The sequence below is a fragment of the Bradyrhizobium sp. T-12 genome, assembly GCF_058314695.1.
Map to the genome: position 1 here is coordinate 3,376,699 of NZ_CM177756.1, position 19,917 is coordinate 3,396,615.

The 19,917-nt window shown below is 64.1% G+C and carries 16 protein-coding genes; 12 read left to right on the forward strand and 4 right to left on the reverse strand.

The window, feature by feature from the left end:
* Positions 1 to 20: 20 nt before the first annotated feature.
* Both AC0WRY_RS15855 and AC0WRY_RS15860 read right to left on the reverse strand, forming a co-directional pair.
* Positions 21 to 1,043, reverse strand: coding sequence for a sugar ABC transporter substrate-binding protein (locus AC0WRY_RS15855; protein WP_194407862.1), 1,023 nt, complete (start codon positions 1,041 to 1,043; stop codon positions 21 to 23).
* Between the two features lie 140 nt (positions 1,044 to 1,183).
* Positions 1,184 to 1,588, reverse strand: coding sequence for a globin (locus AC0WRY_RS15860; protein ID WP_491123354.1), 405 nt, complete (start codon positions 1,586 to 1,588; stop codon positions 1,184 to 1,186).
* 497 nt (positions 1,589 to 2,085) lie between these two features.
* On the opposite strand from AC0WRY_RS15860, the gene AC0WRY_RS15865 reads away from it, so the two are divergent.
* The 10 genes from AC0WRY_RS15865 to AC0WRY_RS15910 all read left to right on the forward strand — a co-directional run bounded on the left by AC0WRY_RS15865 (position 2,086) and on the right by AC0WRY_RS15910 (position 12,933).
* Positions 2,086 to 2,457: a DUF2946 domain-containing protein gene (locus tag AC0WRY_RS15865; RefSeq protein ID WP_491123473.1), complete on the forward strand. Its 372-nt coding sequence runs from the start codon at positions 2,086 to 2,088 to the stop codon at positions 2,455 to 2,457.
* A 94-nt stretch (positions 2,458 to 2,551) separates the two neighbouring features.
* Complete coding sequence (locus AC0WRY_RS15870) at positions 2,552 to 4,960, forward strand: TonB-dependent receptor family protein (protein ID WP_491123355.1); 2,409 nt, start codon at positions 2,552 to 2,554, stop codon at positions 4,958 to 4,960.
* 26 nt (positions 4,961 to 4,986) lie between these two features.
* The gene (locus AC0WRY_RS15875) at positions 4,987 to 6,198 is read left to right on the forward strand and encodes a sialidase family protein (protein WP_491123356.1); all 1,212 of its coding nucleotides are present in this window, start codon (positions 4,987 to 4,989) and stop codon (positions 6,196 to 6,198) included.
* Positions 6,195 to 6,692: a TlpA family protein disulfide reductase gene (locus AC0WRY_RS15880; RefSeq protein WP_491123357.1), complete on the forward strand. Its 498-nt coding sequence runs from the start codon at positions 6,195 to 6,197 to the stop codon at positions 6,690 to 6,692. Before AC0WRY_RS15875 ends, AC0WRY_RS15880 begins: the two co-directional genes overlap by 4 nt.
* Before the next feature lie 27 nt (positions 6,693 to 6,719).
* Positions 6,720 to 7,256 (forward strand): copper chaperone PCu(A)C, encoded by a 537-nt coding sequence (locus tag AC0WRY_RS15885; protein ID WP_491123358.1) that lies wholly within the window; start codon positions 6,720 to 6,722, stop codon positions 7,254 to 7,256.
* A 29-nt stretch (positions 7,257 to 7,285) separates the two neighbouring features.
* Complete coding sequence (locus AC0WRY_RS15890) at positions 7,286 to 7,825, forward strand: YcnI family copper-binding membrane protein (protein WP_194407869.1); 540 nt, start codon at positions 7,286 to 7,288, stop codon at positions 7,823 to 7,825.
* A complete protein-coding gene (locus AC0WRY_RS15895; RefSeq protein ID WP_194407870.1) occupies positions 7,825 to 9,387 on the forward strand; it encodes a copper resistance CopC/CopD family protein in 1,563 nt (520 codons plus the stop codon). Before AC0WRY_RS15890 ends, AC0WRY_RS15895 begins: the two co-directional genes overlap by 1 nt.
* 143 nt (positions 9,388 to 9,530) lie before the next feature.
* Positions 9,531 to 10,850 carry a proline--tRNA ligase gene (gene proS, locus AC0WRY_RS15900; RefSeq protein WP_491123359.1) on the forward strand — a complete coding sequence of 440 codons (1,320 nt, stop codon included), beginning with the start codon at positions 9,531 to 9,533 and terminating at the stop codon, positions 10,848 to 10,850.
* A gap of 81 nt (positions 10,851 to 10,931) precedes the next feature.
* Entirely contained in the window at positions 10,932 to 12,212 is a 1,281-nt protein-coding gene (locus AC0WRY_RS15905) for a lipoprotein-releasing ABC transporter permease subunit (protein WP_491123360.1), read from the forward strand.
* Between the two features lie 7 nt (positions 12,213 to 12,219).
* On the forward strand, positions 12,220 to 12,933 hold the full coding sequence (locus AC0WRY_RS15910; RefSeq protein WP_491123361.1) for an ABC transporter ATP-binding protein: 714 nt from the start codon (positions 12,220 to 12,222) through the stop codon (positions 12,931 to 12,933).
* A 94-nt stretch (positions 12,934 to 13,027) separates the two neighbouring features.
* On the opposite strand, the gene AC0WRY_RS15915 is transcribed toward AC0WRY_RS15910, so the two are convergent.
* On the reverse strand, positions 13,028 to 14,107 hold the full coding sequence (locus AC0WRY_RS15915; RefSeq protein WP_491123362.1) for a zinc-binding dehydrogenase: 1,080 nt from the start codon (positions 14,105 to 14,107) through the stop codon (positions 13,028 to 13,030).
* A 112-nt stretch (positions 14,108 to 14,219) separates the two neighbouring features.
* On the opposite strand from AC0WRY_RS15915, the gene AC0WRY_RS15920 reads away from it, so the two are divergent.
* Positions 14,220 to 14,999: a helix-turn-helix transcriptional regulator gene (locus tag AC0WRY_RS15920; RefSeq protein WP_491123363.1), complete on the forward strand. Its 780-nt coding sequence runs from the start codon at positions 14,220 to 14,222 to the stop codon at positions 14,997 to 14,999.
* 46 nt (positions 15,000 to 15,045) lie between these two features.
* Here the strand turns inward: AC0WRY_RS15920 and AC0WRY_RS15925 are convergent, their stop codons facing one another.
* Positions 15,046 to 16,353 carry a hypothetical protein gene (locus tag AC0WRY_RS15925; protein ID WP_491123364.1) on the reverse strand — a complete coding sequence of 436 codons (1,308 nt, stop codon included), beginning with the start codon at positions 16,351 to 16,353 and terminating at the stop codon, positions 15,046 to 15,048.
* Positions 16,354 to 16,706: 353 nt separating this feature from the next.
* Between AC0WRY_RS15925 and AC0WRY_RS15930 the strand changes: the two genes are divergently transcribed.
* On the forward strand, positions 16,707 to 19,856 hold the full coding sequence (locus tag AC0WRY_RS15930) for a GAF domain-containing protein (protein ID WP_491123365.1): 3,150 nt from the start codon (positions 16,707 to 16,709) through the stop codon (positions 19,854 to 19,856).
* Positions 19,857 to 19,917 lie beyond the last annotated feature (61 nt).

Consider the following 19,917-nt stretch of genomic DNA (forward strand, 5'->3'; position numbering starts at 1 on the left):
AAAGTTCAGGTCTTGGAGGCTCAGATCAGGAAGTGATCCTGCATCCATTGCATCCCGGCGGCGTTGGCCTTGGTCACGACCGGACCGTCGGTGACGACGTTCTTGGGAATGCCCTGTCCGCTCTTCTCGCCGCCGACCACGGCCGAGACGCCGGCGATGACGGCGCCGCCATGGATGCGGCAGGACGGATTGCGGACAGTTGCGAACATGCGGCCTTCGCTCACCGCCTGGATCGCCGGCGGCATGGCATCGACGCCGCCGATCAGAATGTTGGTGCGGCCGCGGGCCTTCATGATGTTGGCGGCGGCGAGCGCCATGTCGTCATTGTGGAAGAAGGCCGCGTCGATCTGGGGATACTTCGTGAGGTAGGTCTCCCAGAGCCGGGCGGTCTTCGACACGTCCCAGTCGGCGGGCTGGGTGTCGAGCACCTCGATCCCCGGGAATTGCTTCACCGTGTTGGTGAAGCCCTTGGCCCGTCCTTGCGCGCCGGTGTGGCCGAGCGCGCCCTGCGTCATGATGATCTTGCCCTTGCCGCCCATCGCGTTGCACAGCGCCTGCGTCACCGAGGCGCCCATGAACTCGTTGTCGGGAGCGAGGAAGGAGTGCACGTTGATCTGGTCGAGCGGCGCGATCAGCGTGTCCATGTCGATCACGGGCGTGCCGGCGTCGATCATCTTCTGTACGGGCTGGGTGAGGGTGCCGATGCCGAAAGCCTGGATCGCGACGAAGTCCCATTTCTGCGAGGCCATGTTATCGATCGCGGCGCGCTGCTTGACGGCGTCGAGCTGGCCGTCGAACCAGGTGACCTCGACGTTGAACAGCTTGCCCCAGAATTCGGCGGCCTGCTTTCCTTGCGCGCACCAGGTGGCCTGCAGGCCCGCATTGGAGAATGCCGCCTTCAGCGGCTTCTCGCTGCGCCCGACCTCGGCGGCCAATGCGGGGTTTATCCCCATGCTGCCGAGCAGGGCAGCTCCGGCGCCGGCGGTCGCGGCCGCCTGAAGAAGATCGCGCCTCGTCGTCGAGAAATCTTTCGTCCCGGACATCGCTCGCTCCCATAAAATTTTATCGTCGGCGCGTCATTGGTTGCGCGACCGATGGCGAAAGTGTCTCACAAGAGTTGGCGCCACTCAATCTGCAATCACTCGCGCAATCAGGACAGGTCGCGTTGGTGCAGCGCAAAGTGTCAGACTGCTGCGCCGGCGAATGCGTCGATTTCGACGAGCAACTGGTCCCAGGCGCTTGCGATCTCGATTGACCATTGATCGCCGAGCAGGTCGCGCAGGCAATCCCTGATGATGGCGAAGAACGCGATGAACAGCTCGCGCGGAGTGCCGTAGCCATCGTGCGAGACGACTTCGCAAGCGATCAGCCGGAAATGTCCGCGGCGCTGACCGGCGAAATCGAGGATGGCCTCGATCGCGAGCGCGAGCATCGAGCCCTTCACGAGGTCGCGGCCGTCCGAGCGGAACATCGCTTGCGTTTCGGGATGCGCATCGAACAGGCGTTGGTAGACGAGGGGTGTCAGATCCGCGCAACGTGAGGCGGCGAGCTCGAAGCTGATTTCGATGGGATTGGACGAAGCATTCATCGGTGCTTCAGCCGCCTGCCGACGAAACTTGCAGACAAAAAAAGAGCGGGGCCCTGGCCCCGCTCAAAAATTGTGTCGACCCTATTATCCCCGATTCTAAGATTTGCTCTTGATTGGCGGGGCGACGCTGCATTTTGCGCGTCAGGGGCTCCTCCCGAGACTTGGACCACCAGACTTCGACCTCGCGGCCAGTCTGAGCGAGGCGGATGCTAGATCAACTTTTCTCACTTGTCATCATTTTCGGCAACGAATGTTCAAAATTCGATCAGTAGACGAAATGATCGGGCGGCGTGTTCCGCAAGTATATGACAAATATAAGAAATTTTCGGATGGCTGGGCCGTTTGAGATGCCTCAAATGCCCCATCCCGGTCCCGTGCTGAGTTACCGTCGCCACGGTTTTCGTCAAATTTGCGCTGGGCCAAGAAGGCGGCGGAACTGATCTCGACTTGGGGCGCGGCACGGTGTTTAGTTAGTGAACGAACGAACGGTTCGGTGGATGCGCGCACGGCTACAAAAATTCCTGCCTCTGGTCCTGCTCGCTTTGGCGATGCAGGTGCTGGCGCCGATTGTCGCCTGCTGGGCGACGGGCCTTGCAGTTGCCGATCCGCTGTCTGCCGGCGTCATCTGCCACAGTCCCAGCGAGCCGGGCGGCAACGACCAGACTGGCGTGCCGATCGCGCATGCGGGCGCCTGCGCCATGTGCTGCCTGGCCCAGGCCAACGCGTCGCTCGATTCGCCGACGCCCGCGGCGCTCCCGAGTCCCTTCCGCCATGCCGAGCGGGTGGTGTGGCATCCGGCGGATGAGGCCGCCATTGCCGTTCACACGGGCTCGAGCGCCCAGGCGCGCGCCCCGCCTCAATTTTCCTGACGTCGCGACGAACCGAACCGTCGGCGCGCGCTGTTGTCGTGCTGACGGCGTGCTCAATGACCGGCCGACGTGCCGGATGTCAGGAATCTAGGAAATGTTACGCATTCGTGCGATGGGGCGCGCGGGCTTGCCCGTGCTCATCGGACTGGTGTCCCCGATCGGTTCAGACGCGCTCGCCCAGACTACCTCGGAAGCGATCCCCGCGGTCACGGTCGAAGCGCCGCAGAGGTCTCGTCCCAAACCCGTCACGCGGCCCTCGCGACTGCGCGCCGCCTCGACGGCCAGCGCGGCGCGGCCGGTCGCGCCGAACGGGACCGACGGCGCTGGGGGACAAAACAACACGAGAAGCGCCGGCGAAGTGCGGGCCGGCCTCAACCAGTCGCCGGCCGGCCAGACCGCCACCACCATCGATCGCAGCCAGTTCGACAATCGCCCGTCGTTCTCGGTCAGCGACGTCCTGCGCGACAGCCCGGGCATTTCGATCAAGCAGGGCAATGGTCCCCGGGATTTCGGCATCTCGATTCGTGGCTCCAACGCGAGGAACGGCTTCGCCATCCGCAATCTCGTGATCTTCGAGGACGGCTTCCCGGTGACGCAGCCGGACGGCCTGTCGCGCAGCGACCTGATCGATCCCCACGCCTATGGGGCGATCGACGTGATCCGCGGTCCCTCGTCGGCGCTGTACGGGAACTACGCGACCGGCGGCGCGCTCAATTTCCGGACACGGCCCGGCGGAACGATCGACGGCGTCGAATATGGCGTCGACGGCGGCAGTTACGGCTATCTCAACAATTACCTGGCGGCCGGCAAGAAGGTCGGGAATTTCGAGGCCTCGCTGTTCGCCAGCGACACGAGGGGCGACGGCTATATCGGCAACAGCTGGTTCAACACCCAGACCGTCAACTTCCTCGGTACGCTCCAGGCGACGTCGGACGATCGCTTCACGGTCAAGATCATCAACAACGATCTCAGCGCGCGGCTGCCGCTCCGGCAGTCGCTGAACCAGTTCTACACCAATCCCTTCCAGCAGGGCTGCACGACGGGCGCGGCGCTGGCTGCCGGATGTCCCACTGTGTCGCTTTTCAAGAACGGCTTTAACGGTGGCAAGGATACCGAGACGGCGACGCAAGCAGGTCTTGGGCGAACCGATCGGCGAACCATTGTCGGAGGACGATGGGAGCACGACTTCGACAACACGATGACTTGGCGAAACCAATTCGTCTTCGACGACAGAAACATCAGCCAGCCGACCGGTGCGACCAGCGCGATCGGCGATTTCCCCTCGTACAACTATATGAGCGACATCACCAAGCGCGGCGAAATCTTCGGCATGGAGTCGACCACGTTTGTCGGCGCCTGGTACAATACGCTGGCGGCGTCGAGCGATACGCGCAACGTCATGCCGGGCGGCAACGCGACGCTGGGATTGATCTCGGCCAACACTTACAGCGATACGTCCAATTACGGGATACGGGCAAGGGAGGAGCTGAAGCTCACGCCTGACCTGACCGCGATCGCCGGAATTGGGTGGGAAACCACCATTCTGAAGGGCGTCAATACCCGCTACACTTACAATACGATCAACGTTCCGGTCGCCACGATACCTGCGCCGATCACCGTCAACCGCAGGATCGAGAACACGGCTCCCGAATTGGCGCTGCTCTACAGGCTCAATCAAGAATGGCAGTTTCGCGGACGGGTTGCGACCGGATACGGAACGCCGCAGGTGTCGAACCTGTTCGTTCTTCCGAACGGCGATTTCGGCAACAACACCCAGCTCCAGACGCAGACCAATGTCGGTTACGATCTCGGGTTCGATTGGACGCCGAGCAATGCGGTCAAGTTGAGTGCCACCGCGTTCTATGAGTTCTTCCGGAATGAGCTGGTCAGTCAGGCCGCGAGCAATCCGAACGCCAGCAATGCGACCTATATGTTCAACGCGCCGCGGTCGGAGCATCGTGGCATTGAGCTTGCCGCGGACTGGAAGTTCTATCCGGGCTGGCGGTTCATGATCGCCTATACCTATCTCGACGAGGTCTATACCGAATATGTCGAGAACATCACCAAGGGGGCTGTGTTCAGTTTCAACCGTGCCGGCAACAAAATTCCCGGTATCTCGCCCAATGAGCTGACAGCCCGAATTGGTTACGACGAGTTCGCTGGGCCGCTGGCGGGCCTGGGAGGCTTCGTCGAGGTCCAATGGAAGGATTCCTTGTACATGGACAATGCCAATCTGCTGAAGGCGCCGGGCTACGAGCTGGTCAACGTCAACGTTCACTACAAGACTGACCTCGTGTCCGACACCTTCAGATCCCTGAACCTGTTCCTCGAGGTGAGAAACGTGTTCGATCGCACCTACGTCGCGTCGGCAAACAACATCGGCAATTCGATTTCGGCGACTGGCACTCCAGATGCTGCGAGCACGCTCGCAAACACGACAGGGTCGATCTACGCCGGCTCGCCACGCACGTTCGTTGCGGGTATGAAGGTGGCATTCAAATGATCCGGACTCTCGAGGGGAGTGGGGCCATGATCCGAACTGGCGTGCTCGCGATCGTCGCGCTCGCATTCGCGCATGGTCCGGCGCTCGCGCAGATGCGTGCCCCACCTGCATCTGAAGCAGCCTGCGAGGAGCCGACGCTGCGCTGCGCGACCAAGGCGACGCCTGCGTTCGGTCCGGACGGGACGCTGTGGCTGGTCTGGATGGCGGGAGGGCAGGTCTCGGTCGCCAATTCGCAGGATGAGGGGCGCCATTTTTCGGCGCCCACAGAGGTCACGACGAAGCGGCTCAACCTCGATTGGGGGCCCGATGCGCGGCCGAAGATCGTGGTCGACCGCAAGGGCGGCATCGCGCTCGCGTTCTCGACCTTCAGGGACGAGGCCTTCAATGGCCAGGTGCTCACTACGCGTTCGGCCGACGGTGGGAAGAGCTTCGCCGAGCTAAAGCCGATCACCGCCAGCAACGAGAGCCAACGCTTCGAGGCGCTGGCGCTTGATCAGGATGGAACTGTCTTTGCGGCGTGGCTGGACAAGCGCAATCGCATTTTTGCGAAGGAGGCGGGACAGAAGTACGAGGGAGCCGGCCTGTTTTTCACCTCGTCCAGCGACGGTGGGGCCACCTACGCAGAAGCGAAGCTGGCGCGCGAGGGCACCTGCGAATGCTGCCGGTTGGGGCTGGCCTTCGCTGCGCCCGGGCGGCCCGTCGCGATCTTCAGGAACATATTTGCGGGCGGCGTGCGCGACCATGCGGTCATGACGTTCACTGATGTCGCGACGCCGGGTGAGGTCCGCCGGGTCAGCAATGATGACTGGCAGATCAATGCGTGTCCGCATCACGGCCCGAGCATCACCGTTGCGCCGAACGGGACCTATCACGTCGCCTGGTACACGAACGGGAAGGCGCGAAAGGGATTGTTCTACGCGCACTCCCGCGACGAAGGCCGCACCTTCTCCGCACCCCTGGCGCTGGGGCAGCCGGGCCGTAACCCGACGCGCCCCTTCGTGCTTGCCGGCTCTGCGGGGACCGTGATGGTCTGGAAGGAGTTCGACGGCCAGAAGACCTCGGTCCAGATGGCGATCTCCCGTGATGATGGCGAAACCTGGTCGCCGCCGAAGACCATATCGAGCACGAGCGACACCTCCGATCACCCATTGCTGGTCTCCAACGGCAAGCGGATCTATTTATCGTGGATGACGAAGGCGGACGGCTATCGGCTCACACCTATCGAGGACCAGCCATGAGATTTCGATTTGCGGCCATCGCCGCTCTCATCGTTCTGATCGCTTCGGTGGCTGCGCTCGGCGCGTCTCCCGCGCTGAAGCCATTTGAACGCGGCACGTGGCAAGGCGTCCTCAAAGGGCACGCCGGCCGCCCCGTGCTCGTGCATTTCTGGGGCGTGACCTGCGGACCCTGCAAGGTCGAGCTGCCGTTGCTCGGACAGTTTGCCAAGGATCATCCCGACGTCGACATCGTCACGGTCAGCGCCGATCTCGTGCCGAACCTGCCGGGGGCGACGCAAGCGATGCTCGACAAGGCGGGCCTGTCGTCGACCGAGAACTTCATCTTCAACGACGGCTTCGTCGAGCGTTTGCGGTTCGAGATCGACCCGGCTTGGCAGGGCGACATCCCGAGGACCATGCTCATTTCCCGGGAAGGGACCGTCACGACGATCGAAGGCTCGGCCGAAATGGCCGATCTCGAAAAATGGTCGGAGCAACAGCGCTCCAAACACTGAAGTTCAGTCTGCAAAGGGAATACCGATATGAAGACCATCTCGAAAAACGTGCTGCTGGCTGCGTTCGCTCTTGCGGTCTGCGCGGCGCCGGCGCTCGCCGACGATATCAAGGCCGGCGATCTCGTCATCTCGCAGGCGTGGAGCCGTGCGACACCGGGCGGCGCAAAGGTTGCCGGCGGCTACCTCGTCATCGAGAACAAGGGAACAGTGCCGGACAGGCTGGTCGGTGCGTCCGCCGATATCGCCGGCAAGACCGAGATTCACGAGATGGCGATGGACAATGGCGTCATGAAGATGCGTCCGCTCGACAAGGGGCTCGCCGTCGATCCCGGCAAGACGGTGAAGCTCGCGCCCGGCGGCAATCATCTGATGCTGCAGGAGCTGAAGGGCCCGTTCAAGCAGGGCGACAAGGTTCCGGTGACGCTGCAATTCGAGAAGGCCGGCAAGGTCGCCGTCTCCCTCGACGTCCAGGGCGTCGGCGCGCAGGCCCCCGGCGATGCCGGGCATTCTGGTCACATGGACATGAAGAAGATGCCGGACCATTCGGGAATGAAGATGAAATGAGTCCGATCCGGGCTTTCGGGAGACCGCACATGAAACGATCCTGTCTGTTCCTGATTGCCGCGCTCGCGGCCTCGCCGGCCGCGGCGCATGTCTCGCTCGAGACCAAGCAAGCCACAGTCGGGGCGTCCTACAAGGCCGTGTTCACCGTGCCGCATGGCTGCGCGGGCTCGCCGACGGTGAAGATCCGCGTTCAGGTCCCGGAAGGGGTGATCGCGGTGAAGCCGATGCCGAAAGCGGGCTGGACTGTCGATGTCGTCGAGGGCAAATATGCCGGGGAATACGACTATCACGGCAACAAGCTCTCCTCCGGCGTCAAGGAGGTGGCGTGGTCCGGCGGCAAGCTGCCGGACAAGAACTATGACGAGTTCGTCATGCAGACGGTCCTGACCGACAACCTCAAGCCCAACACCATGCTGTACTTCCCGGTCGTTCAGGAATGCGAGACCGGCGTCAGCCGCTGGATCGAAATTCCCGCCGAGGGGGCAGGGCATTCGCATGGCGGCAAATCTGGAGGCAAGTCTGAGGGCAATTCGCCAGCGCCGGGTGTGAAGTTGTTGCCAAAACCCTGATGCGCCTCTTCGCTGCGCTCGCGACGCTGCTCTTCGCGATCGGCTTCGCGAGCGCGGCATGGGCGCACGCCGCGCTGATGTCGGTCGAGCCGGCGAGCGGGAGCCTGCTCGCGGCTGCGCCCAGGGCGGTGCAACTGCGCTTCAACGAGCCGGTGACGCCGGGCGCGATCCGGCTGATCGACGGTGCGGGCAGGGCGCGGGACGATGCACGCATCAGTTCATCCGGGGAGACGATCTCTGTCGCGATGCCGATGGATCTGCCGGAGGGAACCGCGGTCATCAGCTATCGCGTGATCTCGCAAGACGGCCATCCCGTCACGGGATCTGTGGTCTTCTCGATCGGCGCGCCGACGGCGACGAAGGCTCCGGCCGCCGTGGACCGCGGGTTGACCGCGTTGATCTGGCTGGCGCGGATCGGCCTCTATATCGGGCTGTTCGTGGGCGTCGGCGGCGTGTTCTTCGCGCGCTGGATTGCGTGGTCGACGATCGGCATGGCCGTCCCGCGCATGGCGCTCGCCCTCGGCCTTCCGAGCGCAGTGGCGTCCGTTGGTGTCTTGGGCCTCGATCTGCTCGGGCTGGCCCCGGCTGCTCTTGCGACGTCTGATCCCTGGAAAGTCGCATTTGCGACGAGTACCGGCCCTGCGTTGCTGGTTGCCTCCGCAGCAATGCTGTTCGCATGGATGGCGCTGCGTAGCGCGTGGTACGCGCGCGCTCTCGCGGTCATCGCGTTGGTCGGCGTCGGTCTGTCGCTCGCCATGACCGGGCACGCTGCAACGGCGCCGCCGGAGGCGCTGACGCGTCCGGCGATCTTCCTCCATGGCGTCGGGGTCACCATCTGGATCGGCGCTCTCGCGCCGCTCGTCGCGCTGCTGTCGCGGCCGACGATTGCGACGCTGCCGATCGTGAACCGCTTTTCCCGTATCGCTGCGCTCGCCGTCGGCGTGTTGGCCTTGACCGGCCTTGCACTTGCGATCGTGCAGCTCGAAAAGCCGGGAGCGCTGATCGAGACCCGCTACGGGCTGATCCTCTCGATCAAGCTTGTCCTGGTCACGGGCTTGCTGGCGCTGGCCGCGCTCAATCGGTTCCGGCTGACCCCGGCTCTGGCCCGGAGCGAGACGGGGACGCCCGCGCTCAAGCGCTCGATCCTGCTGGAAGGTGCGATCGCACTCGCGATCCTCGCCGTGGTCGCCGGCTGGCGCTTCACGCCGCCGCCGCGGACCATCGGTCCCGAGACGCCATTGGCGATCCACATCCACAGCGACAAGGCGATGTTCCAGGTCCTGGTGTCGCCCGGCAGGCCCGGGGCCAACGATGTCGTGCTGCAGCTCATGACCGGCGAGGGCACGCCGCTGGCCGCCAAGGAGGCAATGTTGGCGTTGAGCCTGCCGGAACGCGGCATCGAGCCGATGGAGCGCAAGGCCTCGCTGGGGCCAGACGGCTACTGGCATTTGCGCAAGGTCGAGCTTCCCTTCGCCGGCCTCTGGCACGTGCGGATCGATGCGCTGGTAACCGACTTCGAGCAAATCACGCTCGAAGATGAACTCGACGTCACGCCGCCGTAACCTGCAGCTCAAGATGAACCTGAAGTCCGAAGGAAAAATGACAGGAATTCCGCTGCTTAGCGGCTTTTGCTCATTCCCGGTCTTGTATTTTCGCTCCCAATCCGGTTTCACTGCACCCGGTCACTGATTCCACGAGTATTGCCATGCGGTTGTCGCGGTTCTTTCTGCCCATCCTGAAGGAAAATCCGAAAGAGGCGGAGATCGTCTCGCATCGGCTGATGCTGCGCGCCGGCATGATCCGGCAGGAGGCGGCCGGCATCTATGCCTGGCTGCCGCTCGGCTTCCGCGTGCTGAAGAAGATCGAGCAGATCGTGCGCCAGGAGCAGGACCGCTCCGGCGCGCTGGAACTGTTGATGCCGACGCTGCAGCTCGCCGACCTCTGGCGCGAGAGCGGCCGTTATGACGCCTATGGCCCGGAGATGCTGCGCATCGCCGATCGCCACAAGCGCGAGCTCCTGTACGGGCCGACCAACGAGGAAATGATCACCGAGATCTTCCGCGCCTATGTGAAGTCCTACAAGAACCTGCCGCTGAATCTCTATCATATCCAATGGAAATTCCGCGACGAGCAGCGCCCGCGTTTTGGCGTGATGCGCGGCCGCGAGTTCCTGATGAAGGACGCCTATTCCTTCGACCTCAACGAGGCCGCGGCGCGCGTCGCCTACAACAAGATGTTCGTGGCCTATTTGCGCACCTTCGCGCGGATGGGGCTGAAGGCGATCCCGATGCGTGCCGAGACCGGCCCGATCGGCGGCGACCTCAGCCATGAGTTCATCGTGCTGGCCGAAACCGGCGAATCCGGCGTCTTCATCAATCGCGACGTGCTGGACCTGCCGGTGCCTGGCGAGGACGTGAATTATGAGAGCGACCTGACGCCGATCATCAAGCAGTGGACCTCGCTCTACGCCGCGACAGAGGACGTCCACGATGCCGCGCGCTTCGAGCAGGAAGTGCCCGCGGAGAAGCGGGTCAACACCCGCGGCATCGAGGTCGGGCAAATCTTCTATTTCGGCACCAAATATTCCGACGCGATGAGTGCGCTGGTGGCAGGGCCCGATGGCGTCGACGTGCCGATCCATGGCGGTTCCTATGGCGTCGGCGTCTCGCGCCTGTTGGGGGCCATCATCGAGGCCTGCCATGACGATGCCGGCATCAAATGGCCGGAGGCGGTGGCGCCGTTCCGTGTCTCGATCCTGAACCTCAAGCAGGGCGATGCGGCCGTCGATGCCGCCTGCGAGAAGCTTTATGCCGAGCTCACGGCCAAGGGCGTCGATGTGCTCTATGACGACACCGACCAGCGCGCCGGCGCCAAATTCGCCGCGGCCGACCTGATCGGTATTCCCTGGCAGATCATGATCGGCCCGAAGGGGCTCGCCGACGGCAAGGTCGAGATCAAGCGCCGAAGTGACGGCTCCCGCGAGACCATGTCGCCTGCGGACGCGGTTGCAAGGCTTGTCGGCTGATCGGCTGAATATTGTTCATCGCGCGATATCGCGGCCGCCAATCCGGCCACAATTGACCCCGAATCATGGGATTATCGAGCGATGGATGAGACCATGACCGAAACCGTGCAAACCGCGCCTTTTGCGCCATTCGAATGGATGCTGTCGGCGCGCTACCTGCGGGCGCGCCGCAAGGAGGGATTCATCTCGGTCATCGCCGGGTTCTCCTTTCTCGGCATCATGCTGGGTGTGGCGACGCTGATCATCGTCATGGCCGTGATGAACGGCTTCCGCAAAGAGCTGCTCGACAAGATCCTCGGCCTCAACGGCCACATCCTGGTGCAGCCGCTGGAATCGCCGCTGACCGACTGGAAGGACGTCGCCGACCGCCTCAGCCAGGTCGGGGGCATCCGGCTCGCCGCGCCCGTGGTGGACGGCCAGGCGCTGGCGTCATCGCCATGGAACGCCTCGGGCGTCCTGGTGCGCGGCATCCGCTCCGACGACCTCAACAACCTCACCTCGATCGCCAAGAACATCAAGCAGGGCTCGCTCGAAGGGTTTGACGAGGGGCAGGGCGTCGCGATCGGCCGGCGCCTCGCCGACCAGCTCTCGCTGCATGCCGGCGACAGCATCACGCTGGTGGCGCCGAAGGGGGCGGTGACCCCGATGGGCACGACGCCGCGCATCAAGCCGTACAAGATCGTCGCGGTGTTCGAGATCGGCATGTCCGAATACGATCTCGGCTTCGTGTTCATGCCGCTCGCCGAAGCGCAAGCCTATTTCAACCGCAGCAACGACGTCACCTCGATCGAGGTGTTCACCACCAATCCCGACAAGATCGATGCCTTCCGCAAGGCGGTGACGGAGGCCGCGGGACGTCCGGTGTTCCTGGTCGACTGGCGGCAGCGCAACTCGACCTTCTTCAATGCGCTCCAGGTCGAGCGCAATGTGATGTTCCTGATCCTGACCATGATCGTGCTGGTCGCGGCGCTGAACATCGTGTCCGGCCTGATCATGCTGGTGAAGGACAAGGGTAGCGACATCGCGATTCTGCGCACCATGGGCGCCTCGCAGGGATCGATCATGCGGATCTTCCTGATCACGGGAGCCTCGATCGGTGTGGTCGGCACGATGGTCGGCTTCTTCGTCGGCCTCGTGATCTGCCTCAACATCGAATCGATCCGGCAATTCCTGTCCTGGCTGACCTCGACCGAGCTGTTCTCGCCGGAGCTCTATTTCCTGTCGAAGCTGCCCGCCGAGATCGACATCGGCGAGACCACGGCGGTCGTCGTCATGGCGCTGACACTGTCGTTCCTGGCGACGTTGTATCCGTCGTGGCGCGCCGCGCGCCTCGATCCCGTCGAAGCGCTCCGGTACGAGTGAGGGGCTGATGGAGAGCCAAGGGGCTGAGCAGGGGGCTGACGATGTACCGGTCATTTATCTCCACGAGATAAAGCGGCAGTACTTGCAGGGTGAGGTGCCGCTGACGATTTTGGACGGCGCCAAGCTGGCGCTGTGGGCCGGCCAGTCGGTCGCGCTGGTCGCACCATCAGGCTCCGGCAAGTCGACGCTGCTGCACATCGCGGGGCTGCTCGAGGTGCCGGATTCCGGCGAGGTCTATGTCAACGGCGCGCCGACCTCGCAGCTGCCTGACATCGAGCGCACCCAGCTGCGCCGCACCGATATCGGTTTCGTCTACCAGTCGCACCGGCTGTTGCCGGAGTTCTCCGCGCTGGAGAACGTGATGATGCCGCAGATGATCCGCGGCCTGAAAAAGTCCGAGAGCGTCACGCGCGCGAAAGAGATTTTGGGTTATCTCGGCCTCGGTGACCGCATCACGCATCGTCCCGCCGAGCTGTCAGGCGGCGAGCAGCAGCGCGTCGCGATCGCCCGCGCGGTCGCCAACGCGCCGCGGGTGCTGTTCGCGGACGAGCCGACCGGCAACCTCGATCCCCACACCGCCGACCACGTGTTCCAGGCTTTGATGCAGCTGGTCAAGGCGACCAAGGTGTCGATGCTGATCGCGACCCACAACATGGAGCTCGCCGGCCGCATGGACCGGCGGGTCTCGCTGTCGAACGGCCAGGTGATCGAGCTCGACTAGCTAATTTTGCGAAAACAACCCCATGCACAGTAGCCAAGTGCTGGCGGGACTTGCGAAAAAAATGGGCGGCGGCGCTGCCCCACGCCCTTGGGCGTCAGGGCCGGATCACGGTCAGCTTGAACGGCCCGCCATTGGCGGCGGCATGCGCCACGGCCTCGTTGGCATGGTCGAGGTCGAAGGCCGTCGCCTCGTACTCCTCCAGCCTGAGCAGTCCCGCGCGCACCAGCGCGATCAGACGGCTCGCGGCATCCGGCGGGTACATCCAGACGCCGTGGATGCTGATGCAGTTGCGCATGATCCAGGGGTAGGGCAGTTCGAGGCCCGCGCCGCCGGCCATGCCGACGCCGCCCATCAGCGCGACGCGCCCATAGGGGCGCACCGTCATGATCGCGGCCCGCACGACGGTCGGGCTGACCGAGGGCGGCATGATGTCGAGCGCGCAATCGATCGGCGAGGGTGCCGCGCGCTTCATCGCTTCGCGGTCGTGATCTTCGTTGCCTGTGAGCTTGACCGGTAGCACGCGGCCGCCGAAGCGGCGAACGAGGTCGGCGAGGATCTTTTCGTTGCGGCCCGGCGTGACCACGCAGGTCGCGCCCATCGCCAGTGCGACCGAGACGGCTGCGCTGCCGAAATTGCCGGTGGCCCCGCTGACCAGCACGGTCTCGCCGGGCTGAAGGTTCGCGGCAAGAAAGCCCCCATAGGGCACCAGCAGAGTCCCCAGCGCGCACCATCGCGTCGCGTCCTCCGACGTGATCGCGCCGAGCCGTTTCACATTTTCGGTCGGCACGCGCATCTGCTCGGCAAACGAGCCGTGGCGAAAGTGCTGCTGCAGGCGCATGCCGCCGGGGCCTGCGGCAGTCAGTCCTTGCAAGGCGATGTCGGGCGCCACGACGTCGTCGCGCGAGCGCACCGTCGGATCGCAGAACACCCAGTCGCCGACGCTGAGCTTGGTTGCGTCGGGCCCGATCGCGCGCACCCGGCCGATGCCGCCGGGGCCCGGGATGATCGGCAGGTCGAGGGCGTAGTTGCGCGTCCCATCGAAGACCTCGTTCATGTAGGACAAGACGCGCGTGGCGACGACGTCGACGATGACCTCGCCGGTGCCGAGCACCGGTGCTGGGGCATTTTCGATCGCCAGCGGCGAGCCGAAGGATTTGAGCACGGCAGCTTTCATGGTGTTTCACCTCAAAGTCGGGTGAAGCCGATATGCGCCGCCTTGGCGGGAACAAGAAGGCCTGGTATTATCCTAGTATTCTAGCGACCCTCCATCCGCGGGAGCGACGACAATGGCCGACCCACGCCGCGTCGAGTTCGGCGATTTTCTCAGGTCACGCCGCGAAAAGCTGTCGCCGAAAACCGTCGGGCTTCCGATCGGCAGGCGTCGGCGCACCGCGGGGCTGCGGCGCGAGGAGGTCGCGCAGCTCGCCGGCATCGGCGTCGACTGGTACATCCGCCTCGAGCAGGGCCGCACCGTCAGCCCCTCCGTCACCACCATCGACGCGCTGGCCCGCGCGCTGCGCCTCAGCAAGACCGAGCACGCGCATCTGAAGGCGCTGGCGCGCGACGGTGCCAGAACCGCGTACACGCGCGAGATCGTGCCCCCGCCAATCCGGCGGATGATCGCGAGCCTGCACCAGCCGGCCTATGTCACGGGGCGGCGCTGGGACGTGCTGGCCTGGAACGATGCGGCCGAAGACGTCTTTGCGTTCGGGCAATTGCCGGAGCAGGACCGCAACACGCTCCTGCTGGTGCTGACGAACAAGCAGACGCGAAAAATCTATGGCGCGGGCTGGGCCGACGTCGCCAAGAGCATGGTTGCGATGTTTCGCGCCACCCACGATGTCTGGGCCGGCGATCCCGCCTTTACAGAGCTGCTGACGCGGCTGCGCCAGGGGAGTCCGGAATTCGTCAAATGGTGGGAAGCCCACGACATCCGCAGCACGATGTCCGGCCTCAAGACCATGAACCATCCGACCAGGGGCCTGCTCCGCTTCGAGCACACCAGCTTCCAGGCCAACGACGATCCCGCGCTGAAGCTGGTGATTTACACGCCGGTCGAGGGCTGACGGACGGGACAGGCGAAGCGGCTGAAGACCGATTGGCAAGCTTGCGCTACGGCGCGGCCGTGGCCGCAGGCGTTGCGCTGACGTTCGGCAGTGCGCCACTTGCCGTCCATGGCGTGTCCGTCCAGGGCGTCGGTCGCAGAGCATTTGCCGGCCACGATTTTGCCGGGCCTGCCGCCGCCGAGGTGCAGGAGGTCCCGAGCTGGGTCCACACCGACGTCAAACCCGTCATGTCGATGTTGAAGCTGGTGATGTCAGCCTTTCCCTCCGGCTCCGGCGTGGTCTCGCGGACCTGCAGGGAGTGCGAGGCCAGCACCGCCTTGACCATGTCGGGGTCGACGGCGCCGCTCCAGACCTCGTACTTTCCGAGCCGCACCGGAGGCCCTCCGGCCTCCTTGCTCAAATCGGCGCTGGCGGCCATCAGGATCGTCTTCTTGGCCGTGGCGGCGGCGTCGATCTCGCTTGCGACCATCAGCGGCACGCGCTTCTTGTTTTCGCAATACAGGCGCCATTCCATGGTCCGGAACGAGGCGTCGCTGTCCTTCTTCACCGCGGCGACCTTGCTGATGAATGGCCGCGTGCCTTTTTCCAGCCGCCACGTCGTCTCGGCCAGCGGCCGCGTGTCGATCCCGAAGCGGTAAAGCTCGGGCCGCGTCAGCACGTGCAGACTTTCGAATTTCACGGTGCGGATCAGCGCATCGAGCTCGCGGCTGATGCCCATCGACGCAATGAACGCGGCGCGGTCGCGGTCGGCGCTGGCGATCCGGCGCCGCCGCGCTTCCGCAACCATCTCCGGCGGTGGACTGCCTCGAAACGTGAGGATCAGCCTGGAATTATGCACCGCCAGCGCGGCATCGGGGGCAACCTCGCGCGAGGTGGCGCCGATAAACAGGTAACCGCAGGCCGAGTTGCACATCGCGTGATAGGTGGTGAGCTCGGCCTCGACCTCGCCGGTGGTGTTCTTGATCTTGAGGCAGGCGGCATCCACCTGCGTGCCGGCGGCGCATGCCGTCGCGATCGTCCGGCCGACCCGCGCGATCGCCTTGCGGCCGCGCAGCAGCCGGCCGATCACATAGGACTGCTCGACGTTGCCGCCGGGCGAATGCAGGTAGATCGGCCGCTGCGTATCCTTGACGCCGTCGAGGAAGCGGCGAATACGCAATGCCGCATCCTGGTCGATCTGGCCCTCGATCGCGATCCAGCGGTCGCAGCCCGGCCCGCACGCGTCGGGTGCGCCTCTAGCGAGATAGATCGTCAGCCTGGAGGCAAATCCGGTTTTCTCGGCCGGGGCTTCTTCGGCGCGCAAGGTACCGGGAATCGACAGGCAGCACAGGAGAAGCAGGACTCGGACGAGCATCAAGTATGAAACCACCAAGTGAATATCGATGCCGAGGCTACAGGACGACCGCCGCTTTCACAACTTTCGGTGGCGCGCCGATTCACGTTTATTTGGTCACGACGTGGAGCTGGCCGCATCTCAATTCGTGATGCGCTCACCGGCTTTGGCCTCCGCCAATTTGCCTGCAATGTCAGCCAGGGCGGAGCCGCGACCCACCGCGCGACCTCGCGGAACCTTAACGCCTTCATGAGGTTATCAGGGCGCGCGGGATGCCAGCCTCTCGCTGGCGTCGCCGCCGGCTGGACGCGGATGCTGCAGGATTGCTGTGAAACGGTATTCGGTGAAACGAGCAAATCGGCGGGGGGAGTCAGATGACAACGGCGGCCGGGGAGACCTCGACCGATCGCAATGCCGTCCTGGCTGCACTTGGCGACTACATCCGAGAGATCAATAACCCTGACGATCTCGCCTACGCCGCGGCAGAGCTGCTCGGCCGCAGCCTGAAGGTCAGCAGGGCCGGCTACGGCACCGTCGACACGTCGGCCGAGACCATCACCATCGCCCGCGACTGGAACGCTCCGGGCATCAAGAGCCTCGCAGGGGTGCTGCGCTTCCGCGACTACGGCAGCTACATCGAAGACCTGAAGCGCGGCGAGACGGTGGTCTGTGCCGATGCGGAAAAAGACCCCCGCGTCGGCGACCGCGCTCAAGCGCTCGAGGCCATCTCTGCGCGTGCGCTGGTCAACATGCCGATCTCCGAGCCCGACGGGGTCGTGGCCCTGCTTTATCTGAACAACGCGGCGCCGCGCGACTGGAGCCCCGACGAACTGGAGCTGATCCGCGATGTTGCCGAACGCACGCGCACCGCGGTCGAGCGCCGCCGCGCGGAGACGGCCGTGCGGGAGAACGAGGCCCGGCTGCTCTTCCTGGACGCGCTCAACAAGGAGACCGCGAGGACCCGTGATGCCGACGGGGTGATGGCGGTGACGACCAGGATGCTGGGTGAGCATCTCGGCGTCTCCAATTGCGCCTATGCCGACATGGATCCCGATCAGGACGGCTTCACCATTCGCGGTGATTGGGCTGCCCCAGGCGCGATGCATATCCTTGGGCACTACAGTCTGGCCGACTTCGGCGCGAAGGCGGTGCGAGAACTCGGCGCCGGCAGGCCCCTCATCATCAACGACAATCTGAAGGAGATCGCGCCCGAGGAGGCCGCAACCTTCCAGAATATCGGCATAGGCTCGACGATCTGCATGCCCCTGGTCAAGGAAGGGCAGCTCACTGCCCTGATGGCCATTCATCACCGCGGCCCGCATCGCTGGACGGCGCGCGAACTCGCCTTGCTCACCGAGGTCACCGAGCGATCATGGGCGCATATCGAGCGCGTCCGCTCGGAGCAGGCAGCCCGGGAAGCTGCCGAACGGCTGGTCCTGGCGAACAAGGCAGCCGGCATCGGCACCTGGGACTATGATCCGGTCAACGACGTCTTGCGATGGGACAGTCGCTGCAAGGAGGTCTTCGGTCTCTCGCCGGACGCCGAGGTCAGCTACGAAGGGGCGTTCCTGAGAGGCATTCATCCCGACGACAGGCAGCGCGCCCACGAAGCCGTATCCGCGGCCCTCAATCCCCATGCGCCGTCGAGTTACAACATCGAGTATCGAACCGTCGGCATCGAGGATGGCATCGAACGCTGGATTGCAGCGACGGGGCAGGCCATTTTCTCCAGCGACCAGGCTGTTCGTTTCATCGGAACGGTGCTGGACATCACCGCGCAAAAGAAAACCGAGCGTCATCTCAGGATACTGAACGACACGGGTGCATCGGTCGCCCGCGAGCGCAATCTCGAGAAGATCGTGCAGATCGTCACGGACGCCGGCGTCGAGCTGACGGGCGCCCAGTTCGGGGCATTTTTCTACAATGTTCTGACCTCGGATGGCGGCAGCTACATGCTTTATTCGCTGTCCGGAGTGCCGCGATCGGCCTTCGAGAACTTCCCGATGCCTCGCAACACGGCCGTGTTCGAGCCGACCTTCAAAGGCACGAGCGTGGTGAGGTCTGACGACATCCTGCAAGACCCGCGCTATGGCAAAAACACACCGCGGAAGGGCATGCCCGAGGGCCATCTTCCGGTTCGATCCTATCTTGCGGTCCCCGTGATCTCGCGGACGGGTGAGGTGCTTGGAGGGCTTTTCTTCGGTCATGCCGAGACGGCCATGTTCCAGCCCGAGCATGAAGCGGCGTTGCTCGGGATCGCCGGCCACGCCGCCACGGCCATCGACAATGCCCGGCTTCTGACCCGGCTCGAGACGCTCAACGCCGGGCTGGAGCAACGTGTCGCCGACGAGATCGCAGAGCGCATGAAGGCCGAGGAGCAATTGCGGCAATCCCAGAAGATGGAGGCTGTTGGGCAGTTGACCGGCGGGATCGCGCACGACTTCAACAACATGCTGGCCGTTATTCTCGGCAGCTTGAATCTCGCCAAGCGGCGGCTCGGCAAGGGAGAGGTCAACATCGACCGCTTCATCGAGGGCGCGATCGATGGCGCAAACCGCGCAGCCACCTTGACGCAAAGGCTGCTCGCGTTCTCGCGCCAACAGCCTCTGGCGCCCGAGGTCGTGGACCTCAACAAGATGGTCGGCGGGATGAGCGAGCTGCTGGAGCGCTCGCTCGGAGAGCTGGTTCGCCTCGAGGCCGTCCTGGCGGCCGGGCTTTGGCGCGTCAAGGCGGACCGGGCCCAGCTGGAGAGCGCCGTCATCAACCTGGCGGTGAATGCGCGCGACGCCATGCCGAAGGGCGGCCGGCTGACGATCGAGACCAGCAATGCCTCGATCGACCGGAAATATGCCCGCGAATACGCCCTGTCGCCTGGACAGTACGTTCTCATTGCCGTCACGGATAACGGCACCGGAATTCCGGCCGATGTGCTGGGGAAGGTGTTCGATCCGTTCTTTACGACCAAGGTCGTGGGCAAGGGCACCGGCCTCGGCCTCAGTCAGGTCTACGGCTTCGTGCGGCAGTCGGGCGGCCACGTCAAAGTCTATTCGGAAGTCGACGTTGGCACGACGGTGAAAATCTATCTTCCACGCTTTGCGGGCGAGGAGGCGCCTTCGACGTCGTCGCAGGGCGTTACACATCCTGGTGCAAGCCTTCAGAGCGAGACCATCCTCGTTGTCGAGGACGACGAGCGGGTCCGCAGCATCTCATCCGAAAGCCTGCGCGAGCTTGGCTATACGGTCATCGAGGCCGCAACTGCCAGGGAAGCGATCAGGACCATTGAAAATGGTCTCATTCCAGACCTGCTGTTTACCGACGTCGTCATGCCCGACATGACCGGCGCTGAACTTGCTACCGAGCTGTCGAAACGATACCCGGATTTGAAGGTGCTGTTCACGACCGGGTATACGCGCAACGCGATCGTTCACAACGGCATGCTCGATGCCGGCAAGCATCTGCTCCCCAAGCCCTTTGCGATCGAAGACCTGGCGACGAAGGTTCGCAATCTGCTCGACGAGGGATGAGGACATATCGGGCGAAGAATCGGTCCGATTTGCAAGCCGGCCTCGCAAGAGCTATGTCCCG

Coding starts and splice junctions, on each gene's coding strand:
- AC0WRY_RS15875 (WP_491123356.1), top strand. CDS start 4,987: ATGATCCGAACTGGCGTGCTCGCGATCGTCGCGCTCGCATTCGCGCAT.
- AC0WRY_RS15885 (WP_491123358.1), top strand. CDS start 6,720: ATGAAGACCATCTCGAAAAACGTGCTGCTGGCTGCGTTCGCTCTTGCG.
- AC0WRY_RS15880 (WP_491123357.1), top strand. CDS start 6,195: ATGAGATTTCGATTTGCGGCCATCGCCGCTCTCATCGTTCTGATCGCT.
- AC0WRY_RS15890 (WP_194407869.1), top strand. CDS start 7,286: ATGAAACGATCCTGTCTGTTCCTGATTGCCGCGCTCGCGGCCTCGCCG.
- AC0WRY_RS15860 (WP_491123354.1), bottom strand. CDS start 1,588: ATGAATGCTTCGTCCAATCCCATCGAAATCAGCTTCGAGCTCGCCGCC.
- AC0WRY_RS15855 (WP_194407862.1), bottom strand. CDS start 1,043: ATGTCCGGGACGAAAGATTTCTCGACGACGAGGCGCGATCTTCTTCAG.
- AC0WRY_RS15925 (WP_491123364.1), bottom strand. CDS start 16,353: ATGCTCGTCCGAGTCCTGCTTCTCCTGTGCTGCCTGTCGATTCCCGGT.
- AC0WRY_RS15865 (WP_491123473.1), top strand. CDS start 2,086: ATGCGCGCACGGCTACAAAAATTCCTGCCTCTGGTCCTGCTCGCTTTG.
- AC0WRY_RS15895 (WP_194407870.1), top strand. CDS start 7,825: ATGCGCCTCTTCGCTGCGCTCGCGACGCTGCTCTTCGCGATCGGCTTC.
- AC0WRY_RS15910 (WP_491123361.1), top strand. CDS start 12,220: ATGGAGAGCCAAGGGGCTGAGCAGGGGGCTGACGATGTACCGGTCATT.
- AC0WRY_RS15930 (WP_491123365.1), top strand. CDS start 16,707: ATGACAACGGCGGCCGGGGAGACCTCGACCGATCGCAATGCCGTCCTG.
- AC0WRY_RS15870 (WP_491123355.1), top strand. CDS start 2,552: ATGTTACGCATTCGTGCGATGGGGCGCGCGGGCTTGCCCGTGCTCATC.
- AC0WRY_RS15905 (WP_491123360.1), top strand. CDS start 10,932: ATGGATGAGACCATGACCGAAACCGTGCAAACCGCGCCTTTTGCGCCA.
- AC0WRY_RS15920 (WP_491123363.1), top strand. CDS start 14,220: ATGGCCGACCCACGCCGCGTCGAGTTCGGCGATTTTCTCAGGTCACGC.
- proS (WP_491123359.1), top strand. CDS start 9,531: ATGCGGTTGTCGCGGTTCTTTCTGCCCATCCTGAAGGAAAATCCGAAA.
- AC0WRY_RS15915 (WP_491123362.1), bottom strand. CDS start 14,107: ATGAAAGCTGCCGTGCTCAAATCCTTCGGCTCGCCGCTGGCGATCGAA.